27 protein-coding genes are annotated in these 26,165 nt (G+C 59.8%); 18 read left to right on the top strand and 9 right to left on the bottom strand.

Features of this window, described 5'->3' with window-relative positions:
* Window positions 1-39 precede the first annotated feature (39 nt).
* The 9 genes from P9250_RS13255 to P9250_RS13215 all read left to right on the top strand — a co-directional run bounded on the left by P9250_RS13255 (window position 40) and on the right by P9250_RS13215 (window position 9,699).
* The gene (locus tag P9250_RS13255; protein WP_310393453.1) at window positions 40-1,464 is read left to right on the top strand and encodes a PLP-dependent aminotransferase family protein; all 1,425 of its coding nucleotides are present in this window, start codon (window positions 40-42) and stop codon (window positions 1,462-1,464) included.
* A gap of 94 nt (window positions 1,465-1,558) precedes the next feature.
* Entirely contained in the window at window positions 1,559-2,527 is a 969-nt protein-coding gene (gene eutB / locus P9250_RS13250) for a hydroxyectoine utilization dehydratase EutB (RefSeq protein ID WP_310393451.1), read from the top strand.
* Entirely contained in the window at window positions 2,527-3,540 is a 1,014-nt protein-coding gene (locus tag P9250_RS13245) for a cyclodeaminase (protein WP_310393449.1), read from the top strand. Before eutB ends, P9250_RS13245 begins: the two co-directional genes overlap by 1 nt.
* An 11-nt stretch (window positions 3,541-3,551) precedes the next feature.
* Complete coding sequence (gene doeA / locus P9250_RS13240) at window positions 3,552-4,769, top strand: ectoine hydrolase DoeA (RefSeq protein ID WP_310393447.1); 1,218 nt, start codon at window positions 3,552-3,554, stop codon at window positions 4,767-4,769.
* 4 nt (window positions 4,770-4,773) lie between these two features.
* Window positions 4,774-5,796, top strand: coding sequence for a N(2)-acetyl-L-2,4-diaminobutanoate deacetylase DoeB (doeB, locus tag P9250_RS13235; protein WP_310393445.1), 1,023 nt, complete (start codon window positions 4,774-4,776; stop codon window positions 5,794-5,796).
* A gap of 1 nt (window position 5,797) precedes the next feature.
* Window positions 5,798-6,274, top strand: a complete 477-nt coding sequence (locus tag P9250_RS13230) for an Lrp/AsnC family transcriptional regulator (RefSeq protein WP_244829462.1) — start codon at window positions 5,798-5,800, stop codon at window positions 6,272-6,274.
* A 130-nt stretch (window positions 6,275-6,404) separates the two neighbouring features.
* Window positions 6,405-7,883, top strand: a complete 1,479-nt coding sequence (locus tag P9250_RS13225; RefSeq protein WP_310393442.1) for an NAD-dependent succinate-semialdehyde dehydrogenase — start codon at window positions 6,405-6,407, stop codon at window positions 7,881-7,883.
* A 45-nt stretch (window positions 7,884-7,928) separates the two neighbouring features.
* Window positions 7,929-9,338, top strand: a complete 1,410-nt coding sequence (locus tag P9250_RS13220) for an aspartate aminotransferase family protein (RefSeq protein ID WP_310393440.1) — start codon at window positions 7,929-7,931, stop codon at window positions 9,336-9,338.
* A 64-nt stretch (window positions 9,339-9,402) separates the two neighbouring features.
* Complete coding sequence (locus tag P9250_RS13215; RefSeq protein WP_310393439.1) at window positions 9,403-9,699, top strand: hypothetical protein; 297 nt, start codon at window positions 9,403-9,405, stop codon at window positions 9,697-9,699.
* A gap of 63 nt (window positions 9,700-9,762) precedes the next feature.
* Here the strand turns inward: P9250_RS13215 and pqqA are convergent, their stop codons facing one another.
* Entirely contained in the window at window positions 9,763-9,837 is a 75-nt protein-coding gene (gene pqqA / locus P9250_RS13210) for a pyrroloquinoline quinone precursor peptide PqqA (RefSeq protein WP_008353049.1), read from the bottom strand.
* A gap of 503 nt (window positions 9,838-10,340) precedes the next feature.
* Between pqqA and P9250_RS13205 the strand changes: the two genes are divergently transcribed.
* Entirely contained in the window at window positions 10,341-10,577 is a 237-nt protein-coding gene (locus P9250_RS13205) for a hypothetical protein (protein WP_250467280.1), read from the top strand.
* Window positions 10,578-10,592: 15 nt separating this feature from the next.
* Here the strand turns inward: P9250_RS13205 and P9250_RS13200 are convergent, their stop codons facing one another.
* Both P9250_RS13200 and P9250_RS13195 read right to left on the bottom strand, forming a co-directional pair.
* The gene (locus P9250_RS13200; RefSeq protein WP_310393437.1) at window positions 10,593-13,508 is read right to left on the bottom strand and encodes an EAL domain-containing protein; all 2,916 of its coding nucleotides are present in this window, start codon (window positions 13,506-13,508) and stop codon (window positions 10,593-10,595) included.
* A gap of 172 nt (window positions 13,509-13,680) precedes the next feature.
* Window positions 13,681-14,670, bottom strand: a complete 990-nt coding sequence (locus P9250_RS13195) for a GlxA family transcriptional regulator (protein ID WP_310393435.1) — start codon at window positions 14,668-14,670, stop codon at window positions 13,681-13,683.
* A 115-nt stretch (window positions 14,671-14,785) separates the two neighbouring features.
* Here P9250_RS13195 and P9250_RS13190 point away from each other — a divergent pair, with 115 nt between their 5' ends.
* Window positions 14,786-15,475, top strand: a complete 690-nt coding sequence (locus P9250_RS13190; protein WP_310393433.1) for a DJ-1/PfpI family protein — start codon at window positions 14,786-14,788, stop codon at window positions 15,473-15,475.
* Window positions 15,476-15,520: 45 nt separating this feature from the next.
* On the opposite strand, the gene P9250_RS13185 is transcribed toward P9250_RS13190, so the two are convergent.
* A complete protein-coding gene (locus tag P9250_RS13185) occupies window positions 15,521-15,952 on the bottom strand; it encodes a GNAT family N-acetyltransferase (protein WP_310393431.1) in 432 nt (143 codons plus the stop codon).
* Complete coding sequence (locus tag P9250_RS13180; RefSeq protein ID WP_310393428.1) at window positions 15,952-16,692, bottom strand: ABC transporter substrate-binding protein; 741 nt, start codon at window positions 16,690-16,692, stop codon at window positions 15,952-15,954. Before P9250_RS13180 ends, P9250_RS13185 begins: the two co-directional genes overlap by 1 nt.
* 12 nt (window positions 16,693-16,704) lie before the next feature.
* On the opposite strand from P9250_RS13180, the gene P9250_RS13175 reads away from it, so the two are divergent.
* From P9250_RS13175 to P9250_RS13150, 6 genes are all read left to right on the top strand, one after another.
* Window positions 16,705-17,304 carry a cupin domain-containing protein gene (locus P9250_RS13175; protein ID WP_409014876.1) on the top strand — a complete coding sequence of 200 codons (600 nt, stop codon included), beginning with the start codon at window positions 16,705-16,707 and terminating at the stop codon, window positions 17,302-17,304.
* 46 nt (window positions 17,305-17,350) lie between these two features.
* Window positions 17,351-17,644, top strand: a complete 294-nt coding sequence (locus P9250_RS13170; RefSeq protein WP_250467265.1) for a hypothetical protein — start codon at window positions 17,351-17,353, stop codon at window positions 17,642-17,644.
* A 59-nt stretch (window positions 17,645-17,703) separates the two neighbouring features.
* Window positions 17,704-18,558 (top strand): oxidoreductase, encoded by an 855-nt coding sequence (locus P9250_RS13165; protein WP_309848928.1) that lies wholly within the window; start codon window positions 17,704-17,706, stop codon window positions 18,556-18,558.
* 98 nt (window positions 18,559-18,656) lie between these two features.
* Window positions 18,657-19,001, top strand: coding sequence for a response regulator (locus P9250_RS13160; protein ID WP_244829475.1), 345 nt, complete (start codon window positions 18,657-18,659; stop codon window positions 18,999-19,001).
* A gap of 176 nt (window positions 19,002-19,177) precedes the next feature.
* Window positions 19,178-20,818 carry an FAD-dependent oxidoreductase gene (locus P9250_RS13155; protein WP_310393425.1) on the top strand — a complete coding sequence of 547 codons (1,641 nt, stop codon included), beginning with the start codon at window positions 19,178-19,180 and terminating at the stop codon, window positions 20,816-20,818.
* The gene (locus P9250_RS13150) at window positions 20,811-21,026 is read left to right on the top strand and encodes a DUF2783 domain-containing protein (protein WP_370652196.1); all 216 of its coding nucleotides are present in this window, start codon (window positions 20,811-20,813) and stop codon (window positions 21,024-21,026) included. The genes P9250_RS13155 and P9250_RS13150 overlap by 8 nt, the downstream gene beginning before the upstream one ends.
* On the opposite strand, the gene mobB is transcribed toward P9250_RS13150, so the two are convergent.
* Complete coding sequence (mobB, locus tag P9250_RS13145) at window positions 21,023-21,532, bottom strand: molybdopterin-guanine dinucleotide biosynthesis protein B (protein ID WP_250467259.1); 510 nt, start codon at window positions 21,530-21,532, stop codon at window positions 21,023-21,025. The two genes, P9250_RS13150 and mobB, sit on opposite strands and share 4 nt — an antisense overlap.
* Window positions 21,533-21,703: 171 nt before the next feature.
* Between mobB and P9250_RS13140 the strand changes: the two genes are divergently transcribed.
* Window positions 21,704-24,250 (top strand): adenosylcobalamin-dependent ribonucleoside-diphosphate reductase, encoded by a 2,547-nt coding sequence (locus tag P9250_RS13140; protein WP_310393423.1) that lies wholly within the window; start codon window positions 21,704-21,706, stop codon window positions 24,248-24,250.
* Window positions 24,251-24,296: 46 nt separating this feature from the next.
* Here P9250_RS13140 and P9250_RS13135 read toward each other — a convergent pair whose 3' ends face one another.
* From P9250_RS13135 to P9250_RS13125, 3 genes are all read right to left on the bottom strand, one after another.
* Window positions 24,297-24,428, bottom strand: coding sequence for a hypothetical protein (locus P9250_RS13135; protein WP_309848935.1), 132 nt, complete (start codon window positions 24,426-24,428; stop codon window positions 24,297-24,299).
* A gap of 18 nt (window positions 24,429-24,446) precedes the next feature.
* Complete coding sequence (locus P9250_RS13130) at window positions 24,447-24,791, bottom strand: DUF4148 domain-containing protein (protein WP_244829479.1); 345 nt, start codon at window positions 24,789-24,791, stop codon at window positions 24,447-24,449.
* Between the two features lie 309 nt (window positions 24,792-25,100).
* Entirely contained in the window at window positions 25,101-26,111 is a 1,011-nt protein-coding gene (locus P9250_RS13125; RefSeq protein ID WP_244829480.1) for a LysR family transcriptional regulator, read from the bottom strand.
* Window positions 26,112-26,165: the final 54 nt, after the last annotated feature.

The following is a 26,165-nucleotide window of genomic DNA, read 5'->3' as shown; positions in this document are numbered from 1 at the left end:
ACAATTATTTTTCAAGGAGCTTTTGCGCCACTATTGCGCATGAGTCAAGCGCACGAGGAGTGGAAATTGAATCAGCGATGGCGCGAGGCCGTACGCACCGTGCAAGGCGTACAGTCGAAATACAAGCGGCTCGTCAAGGCGATGGCGCTGGATATCGAGAACGGCACACTGGCTTCAGGCGCACGCTTGCCGCCGCAACGCGAGGTCGCGGCGGATCTGGAAATCAGCGTGCAGACGGTCACCAATGCCTATAAAGAACTCGAGCGCCAGGGGCTGATTCGCTGTGAAGTCGGGCGCGGCAGCTTCGTCGCGGCGCGCGTCACGGAAACCATGTCCAACTACATGCTCGATACGGCCGAGCGCTCCGTGGTCGACTTTTCGATTGCGCGTATCGTCCATACGCCCGAACACGATGCAATGTGGCGCAAGGTCTGCGCGACGCTTGCAACCATCGAGGATCAGCCCTGGATACGCGCGTTTCGTCCGATTGCGGGTTTCGAGCATCATCGGCAAGCGGGTGTTGCTTGGCTCGAATCGCTCAACATGCCTGCGACCGCGGAGACGCTCCTTGTCACGAATGGTGCTGCGCACGGCATCTTTCTGGCGCTTGCTTCGATTGTCGGACCGGGCGATACCGTGCTCTGCGAGAGCCTCACCGATCACGGCGTCATAGGCTCCGCAAACGTGCTCGGCTTTACGCTCAAGGGACTGGAAATCGACGAACATGGCATACGTCCCGAACATTTCGAGGAAATGTGCGATAGCGAGCGTGTAAGCGCACTGGTCTGCACACCGACGCTCAATAATCCCACGGTCGCCATCTTGACCGACTCGCGCCGGCGCGCCATTGCGCGCATTGCAGAGCGATACGGCGTTTATCTCATCGAAGACGATGTCTACGGCGCGTTGCCCGCCAAGGCGCAGACGCCGATAGCAAGCCTGATCCCCGAACTGGCGTTCTATTGCACGAGCATGACCAAGTCAGTGTTAAGCGGCTTGCGCACGGGCTTCATGACCGTGCCACGGCGTCTTGCCTTGCGCGCGGAAAGCGTGTTGCGCGTATCTAGCTGGATGGCGACCTCGCCGATAGCCGAAGTCACCGCACGCTGGATCATGGATGGCACGGCGCAACGTCTCGTGCAGATACAACGCGAGCGGCTTTCGATGCGTCAGAGTGTCGTGCGTGAAGTGCTGGGAGAATATGTGCTCGGCAGCCATCCGAACGCGCTCTCTGCGTGGCTGCGCGTGCCGGATGAATGGGAAGCGGAACGTATCACGCGCGAACTGCGCAACCGCAATATCGCGGTGACATCGCCCGATCCGTTTCTCGTGCGCGGCGCTGAGCGGCCCAATGCGGTGCGTCTGTGCGTGGGTGCCGAAGTGGGCGAGGCGAGCTTTCGCACGGCCATAGAGACCATTCGCGAAGTCTTCGAGCAATTTCCGCACGTGCACGACTTCAACTAATCTCGCATGCGCGGAAATGAACTAGGACAATTCAAAACGATTTTTTAGGACATTAGACTCGGTTGCATCGACACTTGCTCAATGCAATCGCGCCATGTCCGCACTCACGCTCGACGATGTTTATAGCGCACGCCAACGCATCGAAGGGCGTGTGCTCGTCACGCCGCTCGTGCAGTCGGCGACACTCTCGCGCGTTGTAGACGCCCCTGTCTACCTCAAACTCGAAACGCTTCAGCCTACCGGCAGCTTCAAGTTGCGCGGCGCGGCCAACGCATTGACGCAACTCGCGGAAGCAGGGTGCAAGCGTGTCGTGACGGCATCGACGGGTAATCATGGCCGTGCGGTCGCGCATGCGGCGCGCGCGCTGGGAATCGAGGCCGCGGTGTGCATGTCATCGCTTGTGCCAGCGAACAAGGTGGATGCGGTCGCGGCGCTCGGCGCGCGCGTCGTGATTGCAGGCAAGAGCCAGGACGATGCACAAGTCGAAGCGCAACGCCTGGTGCGCGAAGAAGACTATGCGTTCGTACCGCCTTTCGACGATGCGCGCGTCATTGCAGGGCAGGGCACCATCGGTCTGGAGATTATCGAAGCGCTTCCCGATGTATGCGCTATCGCCGTGCCCCTGTCGGGCGGCGGTCTTTTCAGCGGCGTGGCATTCGCGGCAAAAGGCTTGAGGCCAAGCATCGAAATGATCGGCGTATCCATGCAACGCGGCGCCGCCATGCATGCGAGCCTCGAAGCGGGCAAACCCGTTCTTGTCGATGAACTCGAAACGCTGGCGGATTCGCTCGGCGGCGGCATTGGTCTCGACAACCAGCATACGTTCGCGATGACACGTGAACTGATCGATCGCATGGTGCTCCTCGATGAGCGTTCGATTGCTCGCGGCATTGCACATGCGTATAGCGAAGAGCGGCTCGTGGTGGAGGGCGCAGCGGCCGTCGGCATCGCAGCTGTGCTGGATGGTGCCATCAGGCCGCGAGAAGGTGGGCCAGTGGTTATCGTCGTGAGCGGTTGCAACATCGATATCGATACGCACCGCCGCCTGATTGGAGCGCTTTGATGACGTCTTCAATCGATCGTTCCGCCATCTTGCTAGGCGAAGCGGAGCTGCGCGAACTCGTGCCGCTCGACCTCGATGCGATCGCACAAATTGAAGCTGCCTTCCGTTCGCTTGCGACAGAAGCGGTGGCGATGCCGCCGATTCTTCGCCTCGACATTCCCGAACACGCTGGCGAAGTCGACGTAAAAACCGCTTATTTGCCGGGTCTTCTGAGTTTTGCGATCAAGGTCAGTCCTGGCTTCTTCAACAATCCCTCTCTGGGTTTGCCGAGCTTGAACGGTCTCATGCTCGTGCTTTCGGCGCGCACGGGACTGACGCAAGCCGTGCTGCTCGACAACGGCTATCTCACGGCGGTACGCACGGCGGCAGCGGGTGCTGTCGCCGCACGCTGGCTCGCAAGACATGACGCCAAACGCGTGGCGATCATCGGTGCGGGCGAACAGGCGCGCCTTCAACTCAAAGCGTTGCGACTGGTACGCGACATCGATCACGTGACCGTGTGGGCACGCGAAGGCGAGCGCGCGTTGCACTACGCGCGCGATTGTGAAGCGGCGGGCCTTGAATGCGCTGTCGCCGATAGCGTGAGCCACGCGCTCAGGCATGCGGATATCGCCATCACCACGACACCCAGCCGCGAGCCCTTGATTCACGCCCGCGATCTTCATGCGGGCTTGCATGTCACCGCGATGGGTTCGGATGCCGAGCACAAGAACGAGATTGCGCCAGACGTGTTCAAGGCGGCGCGCTACGTGTGCGACCGCTTGCAGCAAACGCGCGTGCTTGGCGAACTGCATCACGCGATAAGCGCAGGGGTTATCGCCGCCGATGCATCGTTCGCCGAATTGGGACAGATCATCGCGCAGCAAGTGCAAGGCCGCATGAGCGATGACGACATCACCGTATGCGATCTCACCGGCACCGGCGCGCAGGACACGGCCATTGCAGCACTTGCGCTTGCAAGAGCACGCGCGACGCTTGCAGGAAGCATCTTTCACAACGACGTGACGCTTTGACAGAGGGGACGATGTCCGAAATCAAGCAAGAGAAGCGAGGCGAAGCGCCGGTCGTGCGCTTGCCGTTCGATCGCGGCGAGTACGACGCGCGCATGGCGAAGACGCGACGCGCAATGGAGAAAGCAGGTATCGACCTGATGATCGTGACGGACCCGACCAACATGGCATGGCTCACCGGTTACGACGGCTGGTCATTCTATGTGCATCAATGCGTGCTGCTTGCCATGGATGGCGAGCCGGTATGGTTCGGTCGCGGGCAAGACGCGAACGGCGCGAAGCGCACGGTGTTCATGGCGCACGAGAATATCGTCGGATATCCGGATCACTACGTGCAGTCTCAGGTTCGTCATCCGATGGACTTTCTCTCGATTGAAGTCATCGTCGCGCGCGGATGGGACAAGAAGCATATCGGTGTGGAGATGGACAATTACTACTTCAGTGCGAAGGCGTATGCGTCGCTCGTTCAGCACTTGCCCAACGCGAAGTTCAAGGACGCGACCGCGCTCGTCAACTGGCAGCGTGCGGTGAAATCGCCGCGCGAGATCGAATACATGCGTGTGGCGGCGCGCATTGTCGAGAAGATGCACGCGCGCATTCTCGACAAGGTCGAGCCTGGCATGAGGAAGTGCGACCTCGTCGCGCAAATCTATGACGCTGGCATCACGGGCGTCGAAGGCTATGGCGGCGACTATCCGGCTATCGTGCCGCTCTTGCCTACTGGCTCGGATGCAGCGGCGCCGCATCTCACATGGGACGACTCCGCGTTCACTGCGAATGCCGGGACGTTTTTCGAAATCGCCGGATGTTTCAAGCGCTATCACTGTCCGCAATCGCGCACGGTTTATCTCGGCAAACCGCCGCAGCATTTCATCAATGCCGAGAAGGCGGTAGTCGAAGGCATTGAAGCAGGACTCGCCGCTGCGAAGCCGGGCAACAAGACCGAGGACATCGCCAATGCGTTCTTCGCGGTGCTGCGCAAGTCGGGTATCGAGAAGGATAGCCGCTGCGGTTATCCCATCGGTGCGAGTTATCCGCCCGACTGGGGCGAGCGCACCATGAGCTTGCGGCCGGGGGACAAGACGGTCCTCGAACCCGGCATGACGTTTCATTTCATGCCGGGACTATGGCTCGATGACTGGGGTCTCGAGATCACGGAAAGCATCCTGATTACCGATACCGGCGTCGAGACTTTCTGCAATACGCCTCGCAAATTGTTCGTGAAGGAGTAGTACGATGCGCGCGTCACCGATCAGTCCGACCGTCGACTTCGAAGCCGACGGCGAACAACACGGCTTCCTGAAGCTGCCGTATTCGCGCAACGATTCGGCGTGGGGTGCGGTAATGATTCCGGTCACGGTCATCAAGCGCGGCGACGGACCGACCGTGTTGCTCACGGGCGGCAATCACGGTGACGAGTATGAAGGGCCGATCGCGTTGTCGAAGCTCGCATCGACGTTGAAGGCCGGCGATATCAATGGCCGCGTGATCGTAGTGCCGTTCATGAACTACCCGGCGTTTCGCGCGGGTACGCGCACGTCGCCCATCGACGCGGGTAATCTCAATCGCAGCTTTCCGGGCCATCCCGATGGCACGGTGACGCAGAAGATAGCCGATTACTTTCAGCGTCATTTGCTGCCCTTGGCGGACTACGTTCTCGACATTCATGCAGGCGGGCGTACGCTCGATTTTCTTCCGTTCGCGGCGACTCACGTGTTGGCGGATGCACGGCAACAGGCTCGCTGCGAAGCCGCCATGCGCGCGTTCGGCGCACCTTATTCAATGCGCATGCTCGAACTCGACAGCGTCGGTTTATACGACAGCGCAGCCGAAGAGGCCGGCAAGGTGTTCGTTTCGACCGAACTTGGTGGCGGCGGTTCATCCACTGCTGCTAGCGTCGCCATCGCGGAGCGCGGCGTGTATGGCTTCCTCGCCCATGCGGGCATCATCGACAAAGAAAGCGTGATTGGCGAAGCGCGCACGACCACGCTGCTCGATATGCCCGATGGCGCGTGCTATACGACGAGCGAACACGCGGGCTTGCTGGAGATGTGCCGCGATCTTGGCGACATGGTGGCCGAGGGCGACGTGCTTGCGCGTGTTCATGACATCACGCGCTCTGGCGCGACGCCGGTCGAATATCGCGCAAAGCGTGCGGGACTGCTTGCGGCAAGGCACTTTCCTGGCCTCGTACAGACAGGTGACACGGTGGCTGTCGTGGCCGACATCATCGAACGCAACATACCGGTGACGATCTGACTTGACCAAACTCGACCGATACGATCTGGCTATCTTGCGCATCCTCGCGGGCGACGGACGCATTACGAAGTCGCGTCTGGCGGAGAAGGTGAACCTGTCGATCTCACCTGCATGGGAGCGCGTGAAGCGGCTCGAAGAAAGCGGGATAGTCAAGGGATATCGGGCGAATATCGACTGGACGTCGGCGTTCAAGGGAAGCCGTATCGTCGTGGAGGTTACGCTCTCGCGGCATACCGCGTCAGACATGAGACGCTTCGAAGACCGCGTGCAACAAGCGTCCGAGATCGTGCAGTGCGTGGCGACAGGTGGTGGTGTCGATTACGTGCTGCATGTAGTCGCGCGGGACATAGACCACTACCAGCGCTTCATCGACTCGATGCTGGTCGAGGAACTCGGCATCGAAAAGTACTTCACGTATATCGTGACCAAGGTCATCAAGGACGATTGCGGTGGTCCGCCCGAGTGGGCGCAAGTTTGAGTCGCGAACATCGAAACAGAAAAAACATCAGGCGTGGCAAGCGATAACGAAAAATTCCGCGGCGGCATGAGCTTAAAGTGACTTCATCGAATCCGAGTCAAGAGCGAATCAACCGATAGGAGCGAACATCATGCTGTTAGGACATCCGGTTCTCTTCAAGTCGCTGTGCTATGTGGATGGCCGTTGGGTACATAGCAACAATGCCGCGTCGATCCCGGTGGTCAATCCCGCCGACCAGCACGTCATCGGGCATGTGCCGATGCTCGAACGCGAACAGGTCGTCAGCGCCGTCGGAGCCGCCGACCGCGCGTTTCAAGCTTGGCGCTGGACACCCCAGCAAAAGCGCAGCGCGTTTCTCATGCGCTGGCATGAACTGATCTTGCGTCATCAGTCTGACCTCGCCGGCATTTTGTCGCTGGAGCAAGGCAAGCCGCTCGCCGAAGCGAAGGGCGAGATCGCATATGCCGCGAGCTTTATCGAATGGTTCGCCGACGAAGCAAAACGCCTTGCAGGACGCACCATTCCAACGCATATCGATGGCGCGCATCTCGGCACGGTCATGGAGCCAGTCGGCGTTGCGGCGCTCATCACGCCATGGAATTTTCCCGTGGCGATGATCACGCGCAAAGCCGCGGCCGCTATCGCGTCGGGCTGCACGGTTGTCATCAAGCCTGCGCATGAAACGCCTTTTTCAGCGATGGCGCTTGCACAACTCGCGGAAGAGGCGGGCTTTCCCGCAGGCGTGTTCAACGTCGTGATCGGCGAGCCGCAGATGACCATGGAAGCGCTCGTGAGCGACACTCGCGTGCGTGCGGTGAGCTTCACCGGTTCGACGCGCGTTGGAGGTCTCGTGGCAAAGGCCGTGGCGCAGGCAGGCATCAAGAAGCTTGCACTCGAGCTTGGCGGCAATGCGCCGTTCATCGTGACCGAGGACGCAGATCTCGAACATTCGGTGCGCGTTGCGATTGGGGCAAAGTTTCAGACATCGGGTCAGGATTGTTGCGCCGCGAATCGCATCTTCGTGGCGCGACCCTTGTACGAAGCGTTCGTGCAACGTTATACCGAAGCGGTCAAGGCACTGAAGGTAGGCAGCGCGTTCGAAGCGAATGTCGATGTCGGTCCGCTCATGAATCAGGCCGCTTTCGATGCGACCGTTGCGCGTATCGAAGACGCAAAGGCGCAAGGCGCGCGCATCACTGTCGGCGGCAACGCGCATGAGCTCGGTGGATGGTTCTATGAGCCGACCGTTGTCGCGGATGCTAGAGCTGGCATGCGTATCTACGATGAAGAGAACTTCGCGCCCATCTCCGCGATCTCTCCGTTCGATACGCTCGACGAAGCCGTGACACGTGCCAACGATACGGAATACGGCCTTGCCGCCTATATCTGCGCCACGCGCATCGACACGATCTTTCAATTGGTGCGACGGCTTGACTTCGCAATGGTCTCGGTGAACGGCGTCAAGTTCACGGGCGCGCCCATTCCCTTTGGCGGCATGAAGGCATCGGGTCTCGGCCGCGAAGGTGGCGCGGAGGGCTTCGAACCGTTCGTCGAAACGAAGTATTTTTGCTTAGGGAATCTGGGTCTGCCGCTTTCGAGCGCAGCCTGATTCAACCCACGTTAAGAACACGCATAGCGCTCCAAGGAGAAGCACATGAGCCAGCAACAGCAATCGCTTGAACACTTGTTCGCGGAAGATCGCGCGCATTTCATGCATCCGTCCACGCACGCGCACGATCATGCAAGCGGCGCGTTGCCGGGCAAGATCGTGACGGGCGCCAAGGGCATTCGTATCGAAGATCATCAGGGCCGGACTTATATCGATGCATTCGCGGGACTGTATTGCGTGAACATCGGCTACGGTCGAACCGAAGTGGCCGAAGCCATCTATGAGCAGGCAAAGAAGCTCGCTTACTATCACACTTATGTCGGTCACTCGACCGATGCGATCATCGAGTTGTCGTCGCGCATCGTCGCGTGGTCACCGGAAGGCATGAAGAAGGTGTACTACGGCATGTCCGGGTCCGATGCCAACGAAACGCAGGTCAAGATCGTCTGGTATTACAACAACGTACTGGGTCGCCCGAACAAGAAGAAGATCATCTCGCGCGAACGGGGCTATCATGGCTCGGGCATCGTCACGGGCAGCCTCACTGGCTTGCCGAGCTTTCATCAGCACTTCGACTTGCCGATCGATCGTGTGAAGCATACGGTTTGTCCGCATTGGTATCGAAAGGCACCGGCTGGTATGAGTGAAGCGCAGTTCACCGCATACTGCGTGGAAGAACTCGAGAAGCTGATCGCGAAGGAAGGCGCGGATACCATCGCTGCGTTCATCGCCGAACCGGTCATGGGCACGGGCGGCATCATCGCGCCGCCGGAAGGTTACTGGGATGCTATCCAGCAAGTGCTCAGGAAGCACGACATCCTCTTGATCTCCGATGAAGTCGTGTGCGGCTTCGGACGTCTCGGCTCGAAGATGGGCGCGCAGCATTACGGCATCAAGCCGGATCTCATCACCGTGGCTAAGGGCCTCACGAGCGCTTATGCGCCGCTGTCGGGCGTGATCGTGGGCGAACGTGTATGGGATGTGATCGACAAGGGCTCACGAGAGCATGGTCCGATGGGACACGGTTGGACCTATTCGGGTCATCCCATTTGCGCGGCTGCTGCACTGGCCAACCTCGACATTCTCGAACGTGAAAACCTCACGCAGAATGCGGCGGAAACGGGTGCTTATCTGCATGCGCAGCTTCACGCGGCATTCGATTCGCATCCGTTAGTAGGCGAAGTACGTGGCGCGGGTATGCTTGCCGCGCTCGAATTCATGGCCGATAAAGACGCGCGCAAACCTTTCGATGCGGCGCTCAAGGTCGGGCCGAAGGTATCGGCAGCGGCTCTGGAGCGCGGTGTGATTGCGCGAGCCATGCCGCACGGCGATATTCTCGGCTTTGCGCCACCGCTCGTCACAACGCGTGCCGAAGTGGATGAGATAGTCGGCATCGTCAAGCAGGCGGTCGACGCGGTGGCTAATGACGTGATCGGATCGACTGTCGCGAGCTGAGGTTCGAAGTGGAATGCGCGTTGCTCGTGTTGTTGGCACCGACAGCCTTTAACGGGAGCAAGCAATGACGATTAACGACAGCGAACATAAGAGCACGGATAAGCCGCTTGGCGATGCTGGCAGCGGAGCAAGCGGTGGCGGTTCTATCGGCAATCTGCCGGGTCCCGGTTCAGCGACAGGAGGCGATCCAAAGCAAGGAGTGCGTCAGCCTAATGCGGGAGAGATCGAGCCTGAAAACAGGCGGCTTGACGAAGATTCGCATCAAACGGCGGAAGTGCCTTTGGGTTCAGGCAGCCGACCTGAACCGGCAGGAAAGGGTGGACTTGGTCCACAAAAAAGCGAAGGTGACGGTGCAACGTAGCACGAGTCGCTCAAGCCTTGAAAAGAAAGCGGCCGCTTTGTGCGGCCGTTTTCTGCTTGGCGATTAACGCGTGGCGATGTACATCGTGATTTCAAAGCCAAAGCGCATATCGGTAAAGCTTGGGGTTTCCCATTTCATAAAGCCTCCTTTTGCTAGAGCGGCCAAGCGGTTGCAAGACCGATGCGCGGTTCTAAGCTTGATTTAGCGCCGTGCGAATCCGCGCCCACAATTCGACGCGTTTTAATCCTAACGCGTCTTAGGCGGCTGCATCATTGGAAATTGCCCGCAAGATCATTTAATTTATTTATAGCGGTCTTGGCCGGTTTCCTGAATCGTCAGGGGATGTACCTACTTTGTCCAGGGTCCGTGACGGGATTCTGTTCTAGCGCTTCTCCGGGCCGAGGGATTACCCTGTCTGCCTCGGACGGCTCGATTTCGTTCAGACGATTGCCGCCGGGTGTACGCGGCTCTTCATGCAGGTCGTTATTCGCTCGCGCGGATGTCATTACGGTTTCCTTAAGTCGCCTTGTCATTCGATGAACCAGGCCGGTAAGCTAGCAACCGTTGTACCTAAGGCCAGCGTGCACCAGGCGCACTTGATGCTAGCCGATTGATATGTCTATCCACTCGAAGGAGCGAGCATGTCAATCGAAGCGGACCGTATTTCCGATCTCGAAGTGAAAGTCGAAGACACGTTGTACATGTTCGACACGAAGGATCGCGCTGACGCGTTCCTGCAGTGCCTTGGCAACGACTCGTTGCAGACGTGCACCACTAATCATGCGCCTGTATCGATGCGCGCTGTGACGACCGACACCGGCGTGCCGGAAGGTGAACCGGGCAGCATCATCTCGCCCTCGCTTGGCGGCATGCCCTGATCCAATGCTCAAGAATCAGAGAATGGCGCTTGAAGTAGTGCGTGGCGCAAGCGCGCTGCGCGTCAGCGACTCTAGTGGCAAAGGCTTGTCGAAGAAGTAGCCTTGCGCCTGCGCTGCACCCATGTCGCGTAGCACTGCAAGCGTGGCCGCGTCCTCGACGCCTTCGGCGACAAGCGTGAGATCGAGCGACTCGGCCATTCGCACGATAGCTCGCACGATCGCGCGACTGCGAGGGCTTTCGGTCAGTTCGAGAATAAACGACTTGTCGATCTTGAGGCCGCTGAACTGATACTGATGCACATAGCTCAGGGACGAAAAGCCCGCGCCGAAGTCATCCAGTACGACGGACATGCCGTTATCCGCGAGTCTTTGCATGGTGCGGCGCGCAAGATCCGGCTCGGCTACGAGCGCGCCTTCCGTCAGTTCGAGACATACACGCGATGGCGACACGCGATAACGCCTGAGCAGCGCAAGGACATCGTCGGCGAACTCGGGGCGCGTCATGCTATAGCTCGAACAATTGACATGCACGGGCGGCCAGTGCGCAAAGCTGGCATTGGAAAGTATCGCGGCGACGCGTTCCAGCATGTATAAGTCGAGCCGACCGATGAGACGCAGCCCTTCCACTGCAGGCAGAAATTCGCCGGGTGCCACGATACGTCCATCGGGTTGGCGCCAGCGAATCAACGCTTCGAGCGCGACCACTTGGCCACTCCCTACATCGACGATAGGCTGAAAATACGGCAGCAACTCGTCGTCGCGCTTGATCGCGTTACGCAATGCGCCCTCGCGTTCGACCTGATCGGAGACCTGTCGGCGAAGCTCCTGATTGAACACGACGAAGCTGTCGCGGCCCGCGTTCTTGACGCGATACATCGCGGTATCGGCATCGCGCAAAAGATCGGCGGGCTCGGTATGAAACTGCGTGTCCGCGCTCACGATGCCAATGCTGCACGAAGAAAACACCACATGTTCTTCGATATGAAACGGCAGATCGAAAGCCGCGAGGATGCGCTTGGCAATCGCCACCGCGTCGCGTACCGGCGCCTTGGGCGACAGCACTGCGAATTCGTCGCCGCCCAAGCGAGCGAGCAGATCGGTGGAGCGCAGACAATCGCGCAGGCGCGCGGCGGCCTGCACCAGCAACATGTCTCCGAAATGATGACCCAGGCTGTCGTTCACCACCTTGAAGCGATCGAGGTCGATGAACATCACCGAGAGCTCATCGCCGCGTGTCTGGTAGTCGTGCCATGCACCACGCAGCCGATGCATCAGATGACTGCGGTTGGGCAGGCCGGTCAATGCATCGTGCGAATTCTCGTACAGCAGACGCGCGTTGACATCGTCGAGTTCACGCGTACGGGCCTGCACACGGGCTTCGAGCTCGAGGTTGGCTGCATGCAATGCTTCGGCATCGCGGCGGCGCGAGAGGGCGGTATCGATATGGCGCGATACGAAGGTCAGCAACTCCTGATCGCGCTGCGAATAGCGCACGAGCGGCGAGTAACTTTGCACCGCGAGCACGCCGCGCACGACATCGCCATCGAATAGCGGAATGCCGAGCCACGAGCGCAGGCGCACGTCGTCGTGATCGGTTTCGAACGCCCCCTCCGCGATGAGACGCAGCGCTTCCTGATGATCGATGAGACGCGCGCGGCGTTCGCGAATCACATACTCGGTGAGCCCACGCTGGCCGCGACGCGGCTCGGGCCGCTCCTGCACGATCTCATCGACGTAATAGGGAAACGAGACTTCGCATGTTTCGGTTTCGAAGAGCGCCACATAGAAATTGCGCGCATAGAGCAGCTCGCCGACGATGCCATGCAGACTGCGAAAGAACTCCATCATGTCGCCGGGCCGGCTCGACAATTCCGCGATTTGATAGAGCGCTGCTTGCAGATGTTCGGAACGCTCGCGCTCGGCAATGCCATGTCGCAAAGCAGCGTTGAGCTTCGACAACTCGGAGGTGCGGCGGGCGACCTGTTCTTCCAGATCCGCGCGATGCAGGATACGGTCGAGCGCCATCGCGACGTGACGCGCCACGACTAAAAACAGCGCGCGGTCCTCGGTGGTGTACATGCGCGAGACGTCATAGACCTGCATGGCCAGCATGCCGAAGACTTCGTCGGACGCATTCTTGAGCGGCGCGCCCATCCAGAACTCGGGGCGATCGCCGATGCAATAGAAACGCTCCGCGCGTTCGGCGGCGCAGATGTCGGCTGCGGTCACGAAGAGCGGCTGCTCGCTCGTGAGCACTTGCCCTGTCATCGAAAGACGCTTGGGATCGAGAATGTCGTAGTTCTCGGCGGCGACCACGTCCGTGTCGATCACATCGACGTAATACGGATAGGTGATCTTGCCGGTCTTGCGGTCGTAGAGCGCGAGGTAGAAGTTCTCGGCGTCGATGAGCGTGCCGAGACGCTCGTGCACGCAACGCAGAAAGTCCGCGCGCTCGGGCACCGAACTGGCGAGATACGCGATCTCATACAACACGCGTTGCGTGAGTTGCGCCCGCGCGAGGACATCGGCCTGCACGCGTTCACCAAGTGCGCGCGCGAGTTCAGCGAGATGTGCATTGTCGCTGTATGCCACCGGCGCGAGCAGCCAGCCGAGCACGCTTTCGCCGCGGCCGGTCGGCCATGCATGCCAGCCGTGCGCGGCGCAGGCTTTCGCGAGGCGGTCCTCAGCGATGTCGCTTGGCCACGCTGGTATGCAAAATTCATTGCCCTGGCGTTCAAGATGCAATTGCTCGCCCGCGCGATACCAAGCCCATGTGTTGGGGCAAGCGGACGCGGCAGTGTCCCGCAGCAAGGCGTCGATGGACGGTGCGATGTTCGCCAACGCGGCATCGTCCGCGCCAGCGTCGGTCACGTCTTCCTGTGCGGCCTGAGCCGCCTGCAGTGGCGCGTTATACGCGGAAAACACACTCATCGGCGCTCCAGGCCCTCAGGCCGCCTCGTCGGACGGTTGGTTAAGCAAAGCGGCTCGCGCACGGTTGCCCGAAGCGCCTCATGCAATCGCTCTTACTCTGGTATCGGCAGCGAGCATACAGCCTTGAGCATGGATGACAAAAAAAGCGGCAGGATTGGCTTTTGCATGCACTTTATGCCGATACCGCCGCGCGGGCGAAGCGCTCGCGGTAAGTCTGAGGCGCAACCCCGAGTGCGCGCACGAAGCCGCGTCGCATGGTTTCTTCCGAACCGAAGCCGCAGCGTGCCGCAATGCGCTTGACTGGCAGGTCCGTGTCGCCCAGCATACGGCGCGCGGCTTCCAGCCGCATTTGTTCGATTGCGCGAGCAGGCGTTGCGCCGGTCTGCGCCCGGTAATGACGCACGAAGCTGCGCTCGCTCATGCCGACGCGCGCCGCCAGCGTTCCGATGGATAGATTGCATGCAAGATTCTCCGCGATCCATGCATGCAATTCGCCGAAGCGTTCGCCCGAGTCCTTCTGCAGCGAAAGCGCGGCGCTGAACTGAGCCTGCCCGCCGGGGCGCTTCAGAAACACGACGAGATGACGCGCGACATCGAGCGCGAGCGCGCGTCCGAGATCATCTTCGACGAGCGCAAGCGCCAGGTCGATTCCCGCTGTCACGCCTGCGGAAGTCCAGAGATCGCCGTCGCGGATGAAGATGGGATCGGATTCGACCCGCACCGCCGGAAAGCGGCTCGCCAGTTCGGCGCAGCGCGTCCAGTGCGTGACGGCGCGGCGTTCGTCCAGCAGGCCGGTCGCCGCAAGCAGAAAGGCGCCGGTACGCACCGATGCCGTGCGGCGTGCATGAGCGGACCGCGCGCGCACCCAGTCGACCAGCGTGCGGTCGCGCAGCGCTTCATGCACGCCCCAGCCGCCCGCGATGACGAGCGTGTCGCACGGCTCGCGCGCATCGGGCAGCGCTTCGCCGATCAGCCCAAGTCCCGCCGAGGCTGTCACCGTGCCGCCCGGCGCGACGACTCTCGCGCGATAAGGGCGTGGCATGCCGGCCTCGCGCGCCAGTTCGTTCGCGGACGCGAACACCTGCAAGGGACCGGCGACATCGAGCAACTGAACGTCGGGAAAGGCGAGTATGTCGATGATGCGTGGCTTCGGCGATGACATGATAGCTAGGGCGCTTGGCGTAAAAGGTGGGGCGATCGACCATCTCGCCATAGCGTAGCGGCGTAGGATGCATTCGTCCACCTTCATTCTTCAACCTGCCACGAGAGAGAAAGCGATGACCCTTCAAATCGGCTTGCTGCTTTTCCCGCGCGTTCAACAACTCGACCTCACCGGTCCGTACGAAGTCTTTACGCATCTGTCGGACGCTAAAGTGCATCTTGTATGCAAAACGCTTGCGCCTGTTCCTTCCAGTACAGGGATGCAACTCGCACCCGACACATCGTTCGCGGAATGCCCCACGCTCGACGTGCTCTGTGTTCCCGGAGGCGAAGGCGTCGGCGCTCTGATGGAAGACGAGGAAACGCTTGCGTTCATCCGCCAGCAGGCGAAGGGCGCTCGCTTCATCACTTCGGTATGCACCGGTTCACTCGTTCTCGGCGCGGCCGGTTTGCTGCGCGGCAAGCGTGCGACGACGCATTGGGCTTTTCACGAACTGCTGGGCGAATTCGATGCGACGCCCGTGCACGCCCGCGTGGTGCGCGACGGCGCCTTGTTCACGGGCGGTGGAATCACGGCGGGCATCGACTTCGCGCTGACGCTCGCGGCTGAACTCGTCGGCGAGCACGAGGCGCAGGCCATTCAACTGCAAATGGAGTACGCGCCCGCGCCGCCGTTCGATGCCGGGGATCCGAATCACGCGCCTGCCGCTGTAGTGGCGGACGTGCGGGAGCGCTCGGCGGCTTCGCTCGCAAAGCGCAGGGAAATCACGAAGCGCGCGGTGCATCGGCTCGGATTGAATGCTTGATGCAAAATGCCGGCATGCCGCATTTTGAATGCCAAATGCCTGTATTCAGAACCGCTTTTGCAAGAAGTACCGCGCACGTCCTGCATGGAAATCCGCGAGCTCGCCGAAGACTTCGAAACCGTGGCGAACATAAAGATCGCGGGCTGCGGGATTGAGCGTATCGAGCCACGCGGCGCGGCAGCCGCGCTTGCGTGCCTCGACTTCGGCGGCGTCGAGCGCGCGAGCGCCAAGTCCGCGACCGCGCGCATCTTCGCGAACCCAGAGCCATTTGACGAAAAGCCATTCCCACGCGGTATAGCCCGCGAGGCCGCCTACAAAGTCGTCGCCTTGATAAAGCGAAACGGCCAAGTCGCGATGATCGCTTGGTCCGAGTTGACCGGTATTGAACGCGGCGAGACCGCCTGCCACATCGGCCTCGAACGATGCGTCGATCCAGTCGGTCACGGATACCGTCACTTGGATACGCTCGCCCTGCATCAAAGCTGCTCCGGCGGCGCAAGCGAGACGCCGGTAATGCCGTGTCGCGCGAACGCATCCCGAATAAAGCCCGACCGTTTGATGTCCTCGATGAAGTCGCGAAGATACTGCGTGGCCGCATCGCCGCGAGTCTTCGGCAAGCCCATTGCCTGCCTGATCACCATGAAGCGCCCGTCGAGCAACCGCACCCCGGGCGTGCGAGCGGCGTCGGCCTCGAGTTGCTGCTTCACGCCCGCGGCGACCTCGATCCCGTCGCGCAGAAAAGTGTCGACCACCGCCTCCGACAGTCCAGTGCGCACGAGTTGAGCATGCTGCAACTCGCGCGTCAGGAAGAGATCGTATGCGCTCCCTTTGCCCACCATGATGCGATTGCCCTCGCGATCCACATCCTCGATGCTTGAAAGCGGCGAGTCGTTGCGCACCAGATAACACCCTTCGATCAGCACATACGGTGCAGTGAACGCGATGCCCGCGCCACGCAGCGGATCGATCGCGAAGAAGCCGACATCGGCCTGTTCCGCCGTCACCGTCTCCACCGATTGCGCGGCGTTGGGAAAGGAATTGAATGCAATCTCGACGCCGAGCCGCGCGGCCAGTTCGCGGGCAATATCCACGGAGACGCCGCTGGGTTCGCTGCTCGCCGAATCGCGATGCACGAGCACGGGGTTTCCAAGGTTGAGCGCCGCGCGAAGCGTGCCGATTGGAGCAAGAGCGTTTTTCGTGGTCGCGGCTAGCGTCATGGTCTTCCTTCGATGAGAGACGTTGGCATCTTGCGTTCTGCATGCAAACCGATCCGATGCAGAATACGCGATGCGCCAACCATCTGGCAAAGGAGAACGCATGCAGATACCCCGCATAGACAGTCGCGAGTTGATCGATCGCCTCAAGCTCGAACGCATCCCGAGGGCGGCTACTTTCGTGAGACCTATCGCGCGAATTCAGGAGTCACGCGCAAGGGCGAGGACGATCTCCGTTCGGCATCGACAGCCATCTATTTCCTCCTTTGCGATGGCGCTTACTCCGCCTGGCACCGTATTCGGTCGGATGAAGTCTGGCATTTCTATGCGGGTGACTCGATCGATGTCCATGTGCTCCATTCGAACGGAGAACTGGCGACGCATCGACTCGGCAATGCGCTTGAAGATCCGCAGGCGGCGTTTCAGGCGGTCGTCAACGCGGGTGACTGGTTTGCCGCCGAATGCCATGAACCAGGCGGTGCCGCGCTCGTCGGCTGCACGGTGGCGCCAGGGTTCGAGTTCAGCGAGTTCGAATTGGCCGCGCCCGGCGCGCTCGGGGCGCGTTATCCACGGCATCGCCAGTTGATCGAGCGGCTGGAGCCTAAGCGTCTGTGAGCCAAATGAAAGTCAGGCGCGCGGTTTGCTGTGAAACGGCTAAGAAATGAAAAGCAACTTAGCAAACGAGCAAACCGAAAGCGCCATGGACGATTCCCTTATCCGCCTGCGGGCGAAGATTGCAAGGCAAATCGCCGAGCGAGAAGCAACCCTACAACCGATGCGCGACTACGCAGTTCTTGGCGGCAACGCCACCCCCGAACGAACTTACTGCCCCGTTACCCTCGCGGCATTGGAGCAAGACCTTTGCGGCTGGAAGCGCATGGCCGCAAAATTGGAGACGACTGTTTTGTTCGAGCCGCGCGAACATCGCGCGTTACGCATGCCGCGTCTGCGTTAAGCAAGCGTCGGCCTTTGCGGTCAAAATGATTAGCGCAACGCTAACCACGGAGACCCGCAATGTCAGCATCGAAGCAAGACACGCCTGTCTGGTTCATCACCGGCTGTTCCACCGGCTTTGGCCGTGAACTCGCATCCGCTGTGCTTGCGCGCGGCTGGCGTGCTGTCGTCGCCGCTCGCGATCCCGCCCGCGTCGCCGACATCGTCGAGCCTGCAGGCGATAGAGCCATTGCGGTTCGGCTCGACGTCACGCGCCCGGACGACATCACCGCTTCGGTAAAAGCGGCGCACGATGCGTTCGGTCAGATCGACGTATTGGTCAATAATGCCGGCTTCGGCTATTTGGCCGCAGTCGAGGAAGGCGAGGACGACGAGGTGCGCGCGATGTTCGAAACCAATTTCTTCGGCGCGGCTGCAATGATTCGCGCGGTACTGCCAGGCATGCGGGAGCGTCGCGCGGGGCACGTGGTCAACATCACATCCGTGGGCGGCCTAGTTGGTAATCCGGGCAGCGGGTATTACGCTGCGACCAAGTTTGCGCTCGAAGGCCTCGGCGAAGCGCTCGCGCGCGAGACCGAGGGCCTTGGCATCAAGGTCACGGCCGTCGAACCGGGACCTTTCCGCACGGATTGGGCGGGCCGCTCGCTTAAGCAGACCCAGCGTTCGATCGACGATTACGATTCCGTTGCCGGTCGCCGTCGCGCGGGGATTGCCGAGCTTAGCGGCAGACAAGCGGGTGATCCGGTGCGCGCGGTGCAGGTCATCATCGAAGCCGTGGAAGCTAAAAATCCGCCCGCGCATCTCGTGCTTGGCAATATTGGGCTCCAAGCCGTGCGGGCCAAGCTTGCAGCGCTTAACGCGGATATCGATACCTGGCAAGAACGCAGCGCCTGGAGCGACAACCCGCTCGATTAAAAGCATCAACCTCGAACCTCAGGCCCGCTTATTGCGCTATTTGTTATTGCGCTCGATCTTCGACGCTTGTGCTATTTACGCTTCGGGAAAAATCCATCATGCGCGTGCTTTTCGTTGAAGATGACGTTGGTCTTTGCGACGCTTTCAGCGCGCTTGCCCGCGCCTCCGGGCATATCGCAGATGTCGCATACGATGGACACCGGGCGCTTGAACTCGCGTCGGAAAATCGCTACGACACGATATTTATCGACATAGGTCTGCCGGATTTCGATGGTCGCGATCTTTGCAGACGGTTGCGTGCTGCCGGGCCGAGCCAGCTTGCTTGCGTCGTCGCGGTAACGGGTGACGACCGGCACCGTGACAGCGAGCAGGAACAATTCGACGGCTACTACCTCAAGCCCTTCACTGAAGAAGGCTTTATGGCGGTCTTAGCGGCTTGCTAAAGAAAGCAATTAAAGACGCAATAAAAACGTCCGCTTATTAGAACGGACGTTTTTTTGTGCTTAAGGGAAATACAGGAAAAAACGTAGCCACACAGAAAAGTCCGTTTGTACAATGCCCTAACGGCGATTCAAGGCCTGCCCAAAGAGGCGGTAGCAGGAGACAACCCAAAAACGACATGGTCCGCTTTGCTTACAAGCGAGCACCGGAACACGACACCGCCGAGTCCCCGGTCTATCCGGTGGTCGTGACCGGCGCGGGACCGGTCGGTCTTGCCACTGCAATCGATCTCGCGCAACACGGCGTTTATACCGTGCTCGTCGATAGCGACGACACCGTATCGGCCGGTTCGCGCGCCATCTGTTTTGCGAAGCGCACACTTGAAATCTTCGAACGTCTCGGCTGCGTCGACGAGATGATCGAAAAAGGTGTGCGCTGGAATGTCGGGAAGGTGTTCCTGCATGACGATCTGATTTATGCATTCGACTTGCTGCCCGAAGCAGGCCATGCGCATCCCGCGTTCATCAATCTCCAGCAATATTACGTCGAGCGCTATCTCGTCGAACGCGCGGCACAACTCGATAACTTGCATATGCGCTGGAAGAGCCGTGTAGTCGGTGTAACGCAGCATCGAGATCATGTCGAACTGCAAGTGGATACGCCCGATGGACGATACGCCTTACGTACACGCTATGTCGTAGCGGCCGACGGCTCACGCAGCTTCATTCGTCAGGCTCTCGATCTCGATAGTCACGGCCGGGTATTCAAGGACCGCTTTCTCATTGCGGACGTCAAGATGAAAGCGCCGTTTCCGGCGGAACGCTGGTTCTGGTTCGATCCACCGTTTCATCGCAACCAGTCTGTGCTGCTGCATCGCCAGCCGGACAACGTATGGCGCATCGACTTTCAGCTCGGCTGGGAAGCTGACCCTGTCACGGAAAAAGCACCCGAACGTGTCATTCCGCGCGTCAAGGCATTGCTTGGCGAAGACGCGGAATTCGAACTCGAATGGGTGAGCATCTATACGTTTGCATGTCAGCGCATGGAGCATTTCAGGCACGGTCGAATTCTGTTCGCAGGCGATGCGGCGCACGGCGTCTCACCTTTCGGCGCGCGCGGCGCGAATAGCGGTGTGCAAGATGCAGACAATCTCGCATGGAAGCTCAGTCTCGTCGTTCATGGCGACGCTCCGCCCGCTTTACTCGACACGTATGCATCCGAACGGGAATACGCCGCGGATGAAAACATTCGTCATTCCACGCGATCGACCGATTTCATCACGCCGAAGAGTACGGCCTCGCGTCTCTTTCGGGACGCGGTGTTGAAGCTATCGAAGGACTGTGCTTTTGCGCGACGCCTCGTCAATAGCGGGCGACTCTCGGTGCCGACCGTGCTGCAAGACTCGCCGCTCAATACGCCCGATCAGCCCGATGACAGCTTCGCATGTTCGATGACGCCAGGGACGGCATGCGTGGATGCGCCCATACGCGTAAATGGCCGCGCTGCATGGCTCTTGCAACAAACGCATGGCAAAGGCTTCATAGGAATCTACTTCTGCGGCAGCGATGACGGGGAGGAAGTGCGCAGGGCTCTTTTACAGAGGCTAACGTCGTTTCGTCTATTGCTGGTTGCGCCGAAGGGCATGGCCGCGTCGTCCGAAGATATCGAAGACGTCGATGGCATCGTGGCGCATCGATTCGATGCTCGCCCCGGCACGTTCTACTTGTTGCGCCCCGACCAGCACGTATGCGCGCGCTGGCGTGCGTTCAACGCCGATGCGATATTTAACGCCGTACAACGCGCTACCTGCAATGGATAAAGCCAGCATGAAGCTCAAGCTCGAAGCCAATCTTGCCGATCCGGATGCGTTCTATGAACGGCTCATCGGCACACACGACGGACTAAGCGACGAAGAAAGCCGCATGCTCAACGCCAAGCTCGTGCTGCTTCTCGCGAATCATATTGGCGATGACGATGTAATCGGAGAAGCATTGGCCGTCGCACGCAACGGCGTCAAAGCAGATTAAACGGCAATGCGCAGTGTCTCGCAGATAAAGGCGCCAATGCGGTCGATATCGTCTAGCCGCAGCAGAGGCAGCGCGCTGTCGACTGCCGAGGCATCGTCGGTTGCAATGGCAAGAATTGCGACGTCGGTCTTATAAAGCGGCTCCCGGCCAACCGATGGCCGAACCACCTCCAGTCGCGGAATGGCTTCGCGTGCAAATCCTTCGACAATCGTGAGGTCCGCGTGTGTCAGCCGCGCAGCGAGTTCCGTAAGCGAAGGCTCGTTCCCCTCGCGCAACTCGCGCACGATTGCATAGCGGTAAGGCGATGCAATCACCACTTCGCCCGCGCCTGCACGCCTGAAGCGCGCACTGTCTTTGCCCGGAGGTTCGAGTTCGATTGAATGATGACTGTGCTTGATGACATTGACTACAAGACCGCGCTCCCGAAACCAGGGCAACAACGCCTCGATCAGCGTGGTCTTGCCCTGACCCGAGCGGCCCGAGATACCGAAGAGCGGCGCATTCATGCGATAGATCGTCTCAAGGAAAAGTGCTGGATCGATCGAGGAAGTTTAACGGTTCATTAGCAGCCAGGGAGAATTCGCGCTATCGTCGTGCATTGCGTTTGGCGGCGCCCCACGGTTCGCGTCATGGCCCCGCCAAGCATTAGCGGACAAAGCAGTCAACAGGATCAAAATATGGCAGAAGACAATCCCAGCACAGGCGTCGCTCCGCAGCAATTTTCCATCGACGTAATGCTTGAAAAATATGCCAAGGGCGACGAGACGCGCGTCGAAGATATTTATCTGCGCGTGGCGCGTGGTGTCGCAATGGCCGAGCCCAAAGCGTTACGCGCGAAGATCGAAGCGGAGTTCGTCGATAACTTCCGGCGCGGTGCATTGGGCGCCGGGCGCATCATGAGCGCGGCGGGCGCGGGTATCGATGCCACGCTCATCAACTGCTTCGTTCAGCCCGTGGGCGATGCCATTCAAGGCGTCGACGATAACGGTTTGCCCGGCATTTACGTTGCGCTGCTGCAAGCGGCCGAAACGATGCGGCGCGGCGGAGGTGTGGGCTATAACTTTTCCGCCATTCGTCCTCGCGGTGCGCGCGTGCATTCCACGGGTTCAGCTGCATCCGGACCATGCAGTTATATGGATGTGTTCGATGCATCGTGCCGCACGGTGGAGAGCGCAGGATCACGCCGTGGCGCACAGATGGGCATACTCGACTGCACGCACCCCGATTTGCTCGAATTCATCGCGGCTAAACACACGAAGGGACGCTGGAACAACTTCAACGTGTCCGTCGCGGTAACGGACGAATTCATGCAGGCCGTTGCCGACGACGCCGTCTGGCAACTCGTGCATAAGGCCGAGCCTTCGCCTGCGCAGCGGGCATCGGCGGACATCCGGAAGCGTGACGACGGCTTGTGGGTGTATCGGGAAGTGCGTGCGCGTGACGTATGGAACACGATCATGCGATCGACCTACGATGTCGCCGAGCCAGGCGTCGTTTTCATGTCGCGCATGAATGACGACAACAATCTGCGCGCCGTCGAAACGATTCGCGCGACGAACCCTTGCGGTGAACAACCCTTGCCCGCATACGGTTGCTGCAACCTGGGCCCGCTCAATCTGACTCGCTTCGTGCGCGACCCTTTTGCGCAAGCGCGCGGCGGCGTTCCTGGTTTCGATTGGGACGGTCTCACGCGTACCACGCGCACGCAAGTGCGCTTTCTCGATGACGTTCTCGATGTCACGTTATGGCCGCTCGAAGAACAAGCACGTGAAGCGGCTGCCAAGCGACGTATCGGCGTTGGCTTCACGGGGCTAGGCGACACGCTAGTAATGCTTGGTCTTCGTTATAACTCGAACGAAGGACGCGAATTTGCCATGCGCGTCGCACGCACCATGCGCGATGAAGCGTATCGCGCGTCGGTCGAGCTTGCACGCGAACGCGGCGCATTTCCGCTCTTCGATGCAGGACGTTATCTGGAAGAGGGCACCTTCGCATCGCGCTTGCCTGATGATCTCAAGAGCGAGATTCGCGCGCATGGCATCCGCAATAGCCATCTGCTTTCCATCGCGCCCACGGGCACCGTGAGTCTCGCGTTTGCGGACAATGCATCGAATGGTATCGAGCCCGCGTTCTCGTGGACCTATCAGCGCACCAAGCGCATGGCCGATGGCTCCAGCCAGACCTTCGCTGTCGAAGACCACGCGTACAGGCTTTATCGCGAGATGGGCGGAGACGTCAAGGCGCTACCCGATTACTTCGTGAGTGCGCTCGATATGTCCGCGCAAGATCATCTGGAAATGATGACGGCCGTGCAGCCTTTCGTCGACACATCGATATCGAAGACCGTCAACGTACCTGCGGATTATCCGTTCGACGCGTTTCAGGACCTTTACTTCGAAGCATGGCGACGCGGCTTGAAGGGACTCGCGACCTATCGGCCTAACGACACCTTGGGCGCGGTGTTGTCAGTCACGCCACAGGAAGAGAAGACACCGAGCGACTCGCCCGATCCCGAACTGGATCTCGATCCTTTGCGTATTGCGATCGATCATCGTCCGCGTGGAGAGCTGCCCGCGATTATCGAGAAGGTCGAGTATCTGACGCAGGCGGGAAAGAAGTCGCTCTATCTTGCGGTGTCGTTCATCGAAGTGACAGGGCGTATTGCAGGCGATGACGTGACCATCGAGCGACCCATCGAATTCTTTATCCCGACGGGGCAGAGCGACGAATCGCAGCAATGGATCACGGCGACCATGCGTTCATTGTCGCTTGCGGCGCGTGGAGGCTTTGCCGCGCGTACGCTGCAGGACATGCGCAAGGTATCGTGGGATCGCGGTCAGGTACGTCTCGGCGATGTCGAGCGTTTAGATGGACACCGCAGTCCACGCTGGCATGACTCGGAAGTCGCCGCGCTTGCCTTTGCGATTCAGCAAATTCTTCATCGACGCGGTTTTCTCGATGCCGAAGGCAGTCAGGTGCCGTCACGCGTACTTGCCCGCAAGCATATCGACGTGACCCATACACGCGCTCTAGTGACTGAAGACGAGACCGTGGCACACGCGGACGTGACGGAATTTTCGTCCGACGATGCCTTGTCGAACGACCCGCATACACTCACGCAGATGCATGGGCGCAAATGCCCGACATGTGGCGCGAATGCGGTGATCCGCAAAGACGGTTGCGACTTCTGCACTGCTTGCGGTGAAATAGGCGCTTGCGGCTGAAGCTCAAACGCGTGTGCCCGGCAGGCACACGCGTTTGATTGATTTGCTACTCGCCGTGCTCGCTCGTGTCCTGCTCGGTCTCTTGCGAGCGAGATTCGACAAACGGGCGCCACACCGGCGTCACCGAGGCTAGTTCTTCAAGAACCGAATATTGTTCAAGCGAAGTATTTTCGAACATGATGACCTCTGCAATTCTTTAGCGCGTGACCGAACCGTTCGCATATTCCACGATATGGCGATTGCGCGCTTCCGCTTGAGCGGCATCGCGAGCATGCGCTTCGCTTTGAGCAGCGACCGCATCGCCCCACATGCTGCGATCAGGATACGTATTGCGATTCAACGCGGGCAACGAACCGTTCGAATAGGCAGCGGCAAGTTCAGCCCGCACTTGCGCACGCGTCTTGGGCGTTTCACTCGTAGTCGTTTGCGTCTGATACGTTCCCGCGCGACCAATGCCTTCACCGCCGTCGGCAAATGCCGTGCTCGAAACCACGGCTGAGATAGCCGCGAGTGAGAAACCCGTGATGAGATAGCTTTTCATGCGTGCAACTCCTTTCGATCCGTTTCCTGTGCTTCGGATGCGACGCGGATGCAATCGGCTAAGAAGAGGATTGCATGCGCTTCGCGACAGGTCGAAATGTAGTCGCCACGCTAGGGGCAGATAAATGCCGGATGCGCGAATAGATTTGTCGATTTCGGCGAATAATCGCTAAGAGCCTTAGCCACCGGACATTTGGCGACGCTTGCATGTGCCGGCATTTTTCCCTATCGCATCGATAGGGACGAAAAAAAGGCGTGTCGCCTGAGACACGCCTTTGCTTTGCCAGCGAAATAGCTAGCCAATAGTTAGCTAAACAACGACATCCTCAGTACCCGAAACTTCCGGTGTACCGTGACGCACGACCGTGGGCGCGGCAGTGCTGGTGGGCAGGCAACGCTCTTCCGCGTCCTTCTGACCTTGCAGCAACGGGCAACGCTCGAACAGCTCCGCGACCCAGTCCACGAACACGCGCACCTTTGGCGAAAGATGGCGATTGTGCGGATAGACGGCGGAAATAGGCATCGGCAAAGGGCTCCATTGCGGCAGCACTTCGACGAGCTCGCCTGAACGCAAGTACGGCAACGCCATGAAGCGCGGCGCTTGAATCAGACCCACGCCCTTGAGACCGCAACTGAGATAGGCCTCGGCGTCGTTCACCGCGATCATGCCGCGCATCTTCACTTCGATGGATTCGTCGTTGACGACGAAGTCCATATCCATCACACGCCCCGTGCGGCTCGAAAAATAATTCACGGCCACATGGTCCTGAAGGTCTTCAAGCGTTTGCGGCTTGCCATGACGTTCGAGATATTGGGGACTTGCGACCGTCACGCCCTGAAACACGCCAATGCGTCGCGCGACCAGACTCGAATCCTGCAGCGTTCCGACGCGAATCACGCAGTCGACGCCTTCCTGGATGAGGTCGACTGGCTTGTCGCCGAAGCCGAGCATGAGTTCGATTTCCGGATAGCGTGTATGAAAGTCGCAAAGCTGCGGCATCACGATGAGCCTGCCGATGGCCCCCGGCATGTCTACCCGCAATTTGCCGTGCGGACCCTTGCCGTTGTTCGAGAATGTGCCCTCGGCTTCCTCGATGTCGGCAAGGATGCGCACGCAGCGCTCGTAGTAGGCCGCGCCATCAGGCGTCAGATTGAGCCTGCGTGTCGTGCGCTGAAGCAGTCGCACGTTGAGAAACGCTTCCAGGTTTTGAATGATCGTCGTGACCGACGCGCGCGGCAAATTGAGCGTATCCGCTGCGCGCGAAAAACTGTTGGTGTCGACAACCCGTGTGAAGACCTGCATTGCTTGTAGCCGATCCATGTTTCCTCACCTTCGATGCTTAGGGCACCAGCATAGCGGCGCACGGAATTAAGC

This window comes from Caballeronia sp. LP006 (genome assembly GCF_031450995.1).
Classification (GTDB): domain Bacteria; phylum Pseudomonadota; class Gammaproteobacteria; order Burkholderiales; family Burkholderiaceae; genus Caballeronia.
This window is presented reverse-complemented; position numbering and strand designations above follow the sequence as displayed.

Coding starts and splice junctions, on each gene's coding strand:
- P9250_RS13255 (WP_310393453.1), top strand. CDS start 40: ATGAGTCAAGCGCACGAGGAGTGGAAATTGAATCAGCGATGGCGCGAG.
- eutB (WP_310393451.1), top strand. CDS start 1,559: ATGTCCGCACTCACGCTCGACGATGTTTATAGCGCACGCCAACGCATC.
- P9250_RS13245 (WP_310393449.1), top strand. CDS start 2,527: ATGACGTCTTCAATCGATCGTTCCGCCATCTTGCTAGGCGAAGCGGAG.
- doeA (WP_310393447.1), top strand. CDS start 3,552: ATGTCCGAAATCAAGCAAGAGAAGCGAGGCGAAGCGCCGGTCGTGCGC.
- doeB (WP_310393445.1), top strand. CDS start 4,774: ATGCGCGCGTCACCGATCAGTCCGACCGTCGACTTCGAAGCCGACGGC.
- P9250_RS13225 (WP_310393442.1), top strand. CDS start 6,405: ATGCTGTTAGGACATCCGGTTCTCTTCAAGTCGCTGTGCTATGTGGAT.
- P9250_RS13220 (WP_310393440.1), top strand. CDS start 7,929: ATGAGCCAGCAACAGCAATCGCTTGAACACTTGTTCGCGGAAGATCGC.
- P9250_RS13215 (WP_310393439.1), top strand. CDS start 9,403: ATGACGATTAACGACAGCGAACATAAGAGCACGGATAAGCCGCTTGGC.
- P9250_RS13205 (WP_250467280.1), top strand. CDS start 10,341: ATGTCAATCGAAGCGGACCGTATTTCCGATCTCGAAGTGAAAGTCGAA.
- P9250_RS13200 (WP_310393437.1), bottom strand. CDS start 13,508: ATGAGTGTGTTTTCCGCGTATAACGCGCCACTGCAGGCGGCTCAGGCC.
- P9250_RS13195 (WP_310393435.1), bottom strand. CDS start 14,670: ATGTCATCGCCGAAGCCACGCATCATCGACATACTCGCCTTTCCCGAC.
- P9250_RS13190 (WP_310393433.1), top strand. CDS start 14,786: ATGACCCTTCAAATCGGCTTGCTGCTTTTCCCGCGCGTTCAACAACTC.
- P9250_RS13185 (WP_310393431.1), bottom strand. CDS start 15,952: ATGCAGGGCGAGCGTATCCAAGTGACGGTATCCGTGACCGACTGGATC.
- P9250_RS13180 (WP_310393428.1), bottom strand. CDS start 16,692: ATGACGCTAGCCGCGACCACGAAAAACGCTCTTGCTCCAATCGGCACG.
- P9250_RS13175 (WP_409014876.1), top strand. CDS start 16,705: ATGAGAGACGTTGGCATCTTGCGTTCTGCATGCAAACCGATCCGATGC.
- P9250_RS13170 (WP_250467265.1), top strand. CDS start 17,351: ATGAAAAGCAACTTAGCAAACGAGCAAACCGAAAGCGCCATGGACGAT.
- P9250_RS13165 (WP_309848928.1), top strand. CDS start 17,704: ATGTCAGCATCGAAGCAAGACACGCCTGTCTGGTTCATCACCGGCTGT.
- P9250_RS13160 (WP_244829475.1), top strand. CDS start 18,657: ATGCGCGTGCTTTTCGTTGAAGATGACGTTGGTCTTTGCGACGCTTTC.
- P9250_RS13155 (WP_310393425.1), top strand. CDS start 19,178: ATGGTCCGCTTTGCTTACAAGCGAGCACCGGAACACGACACCGCCGAG.
- P9250_RS13150 (WP_370652196.1), top strand. CDS start 20,811: ATGGATAAAGCCAGCATGAAGCTCAAGCTCGAAGCCAATCTTGCCGAT.
- mobB (WP_250467259.1), bottom strand. CDS start 21,532: ATGAATGCGCCGCTCTTCGGTATCTCGGGCCGCTCGGGTCAGGGCAAG.
- P9250_RS13140 (WP_310393423.1), top strand. CDS start 21,704: ATGGCAGAAGACAATCCCAGCACAGGCGTCGCTCCGCAGCAATTTTCC.
- P9250_RS13135 (WP_309848935.1), bottom strand. CDS start 24,428: ATGTTCGAAAATACTTCGCTTGAACAATATTCGGTTCTTGAAGAACTA.
- P9250_RS13130 (WP_244829479.1), bottom strand. CDS start 24,791: ATGAAAAGCTATCTCATCACGGGTTTCTCACTCGCGGCTATCTCAGCC.
- P9250_RS13125 (WP_244829480.1), bottom strand. CDS start 26,111: ATGGATCGGCTACAAGCAATGCAGGTCTTCACACGGGTTGTCGACACC.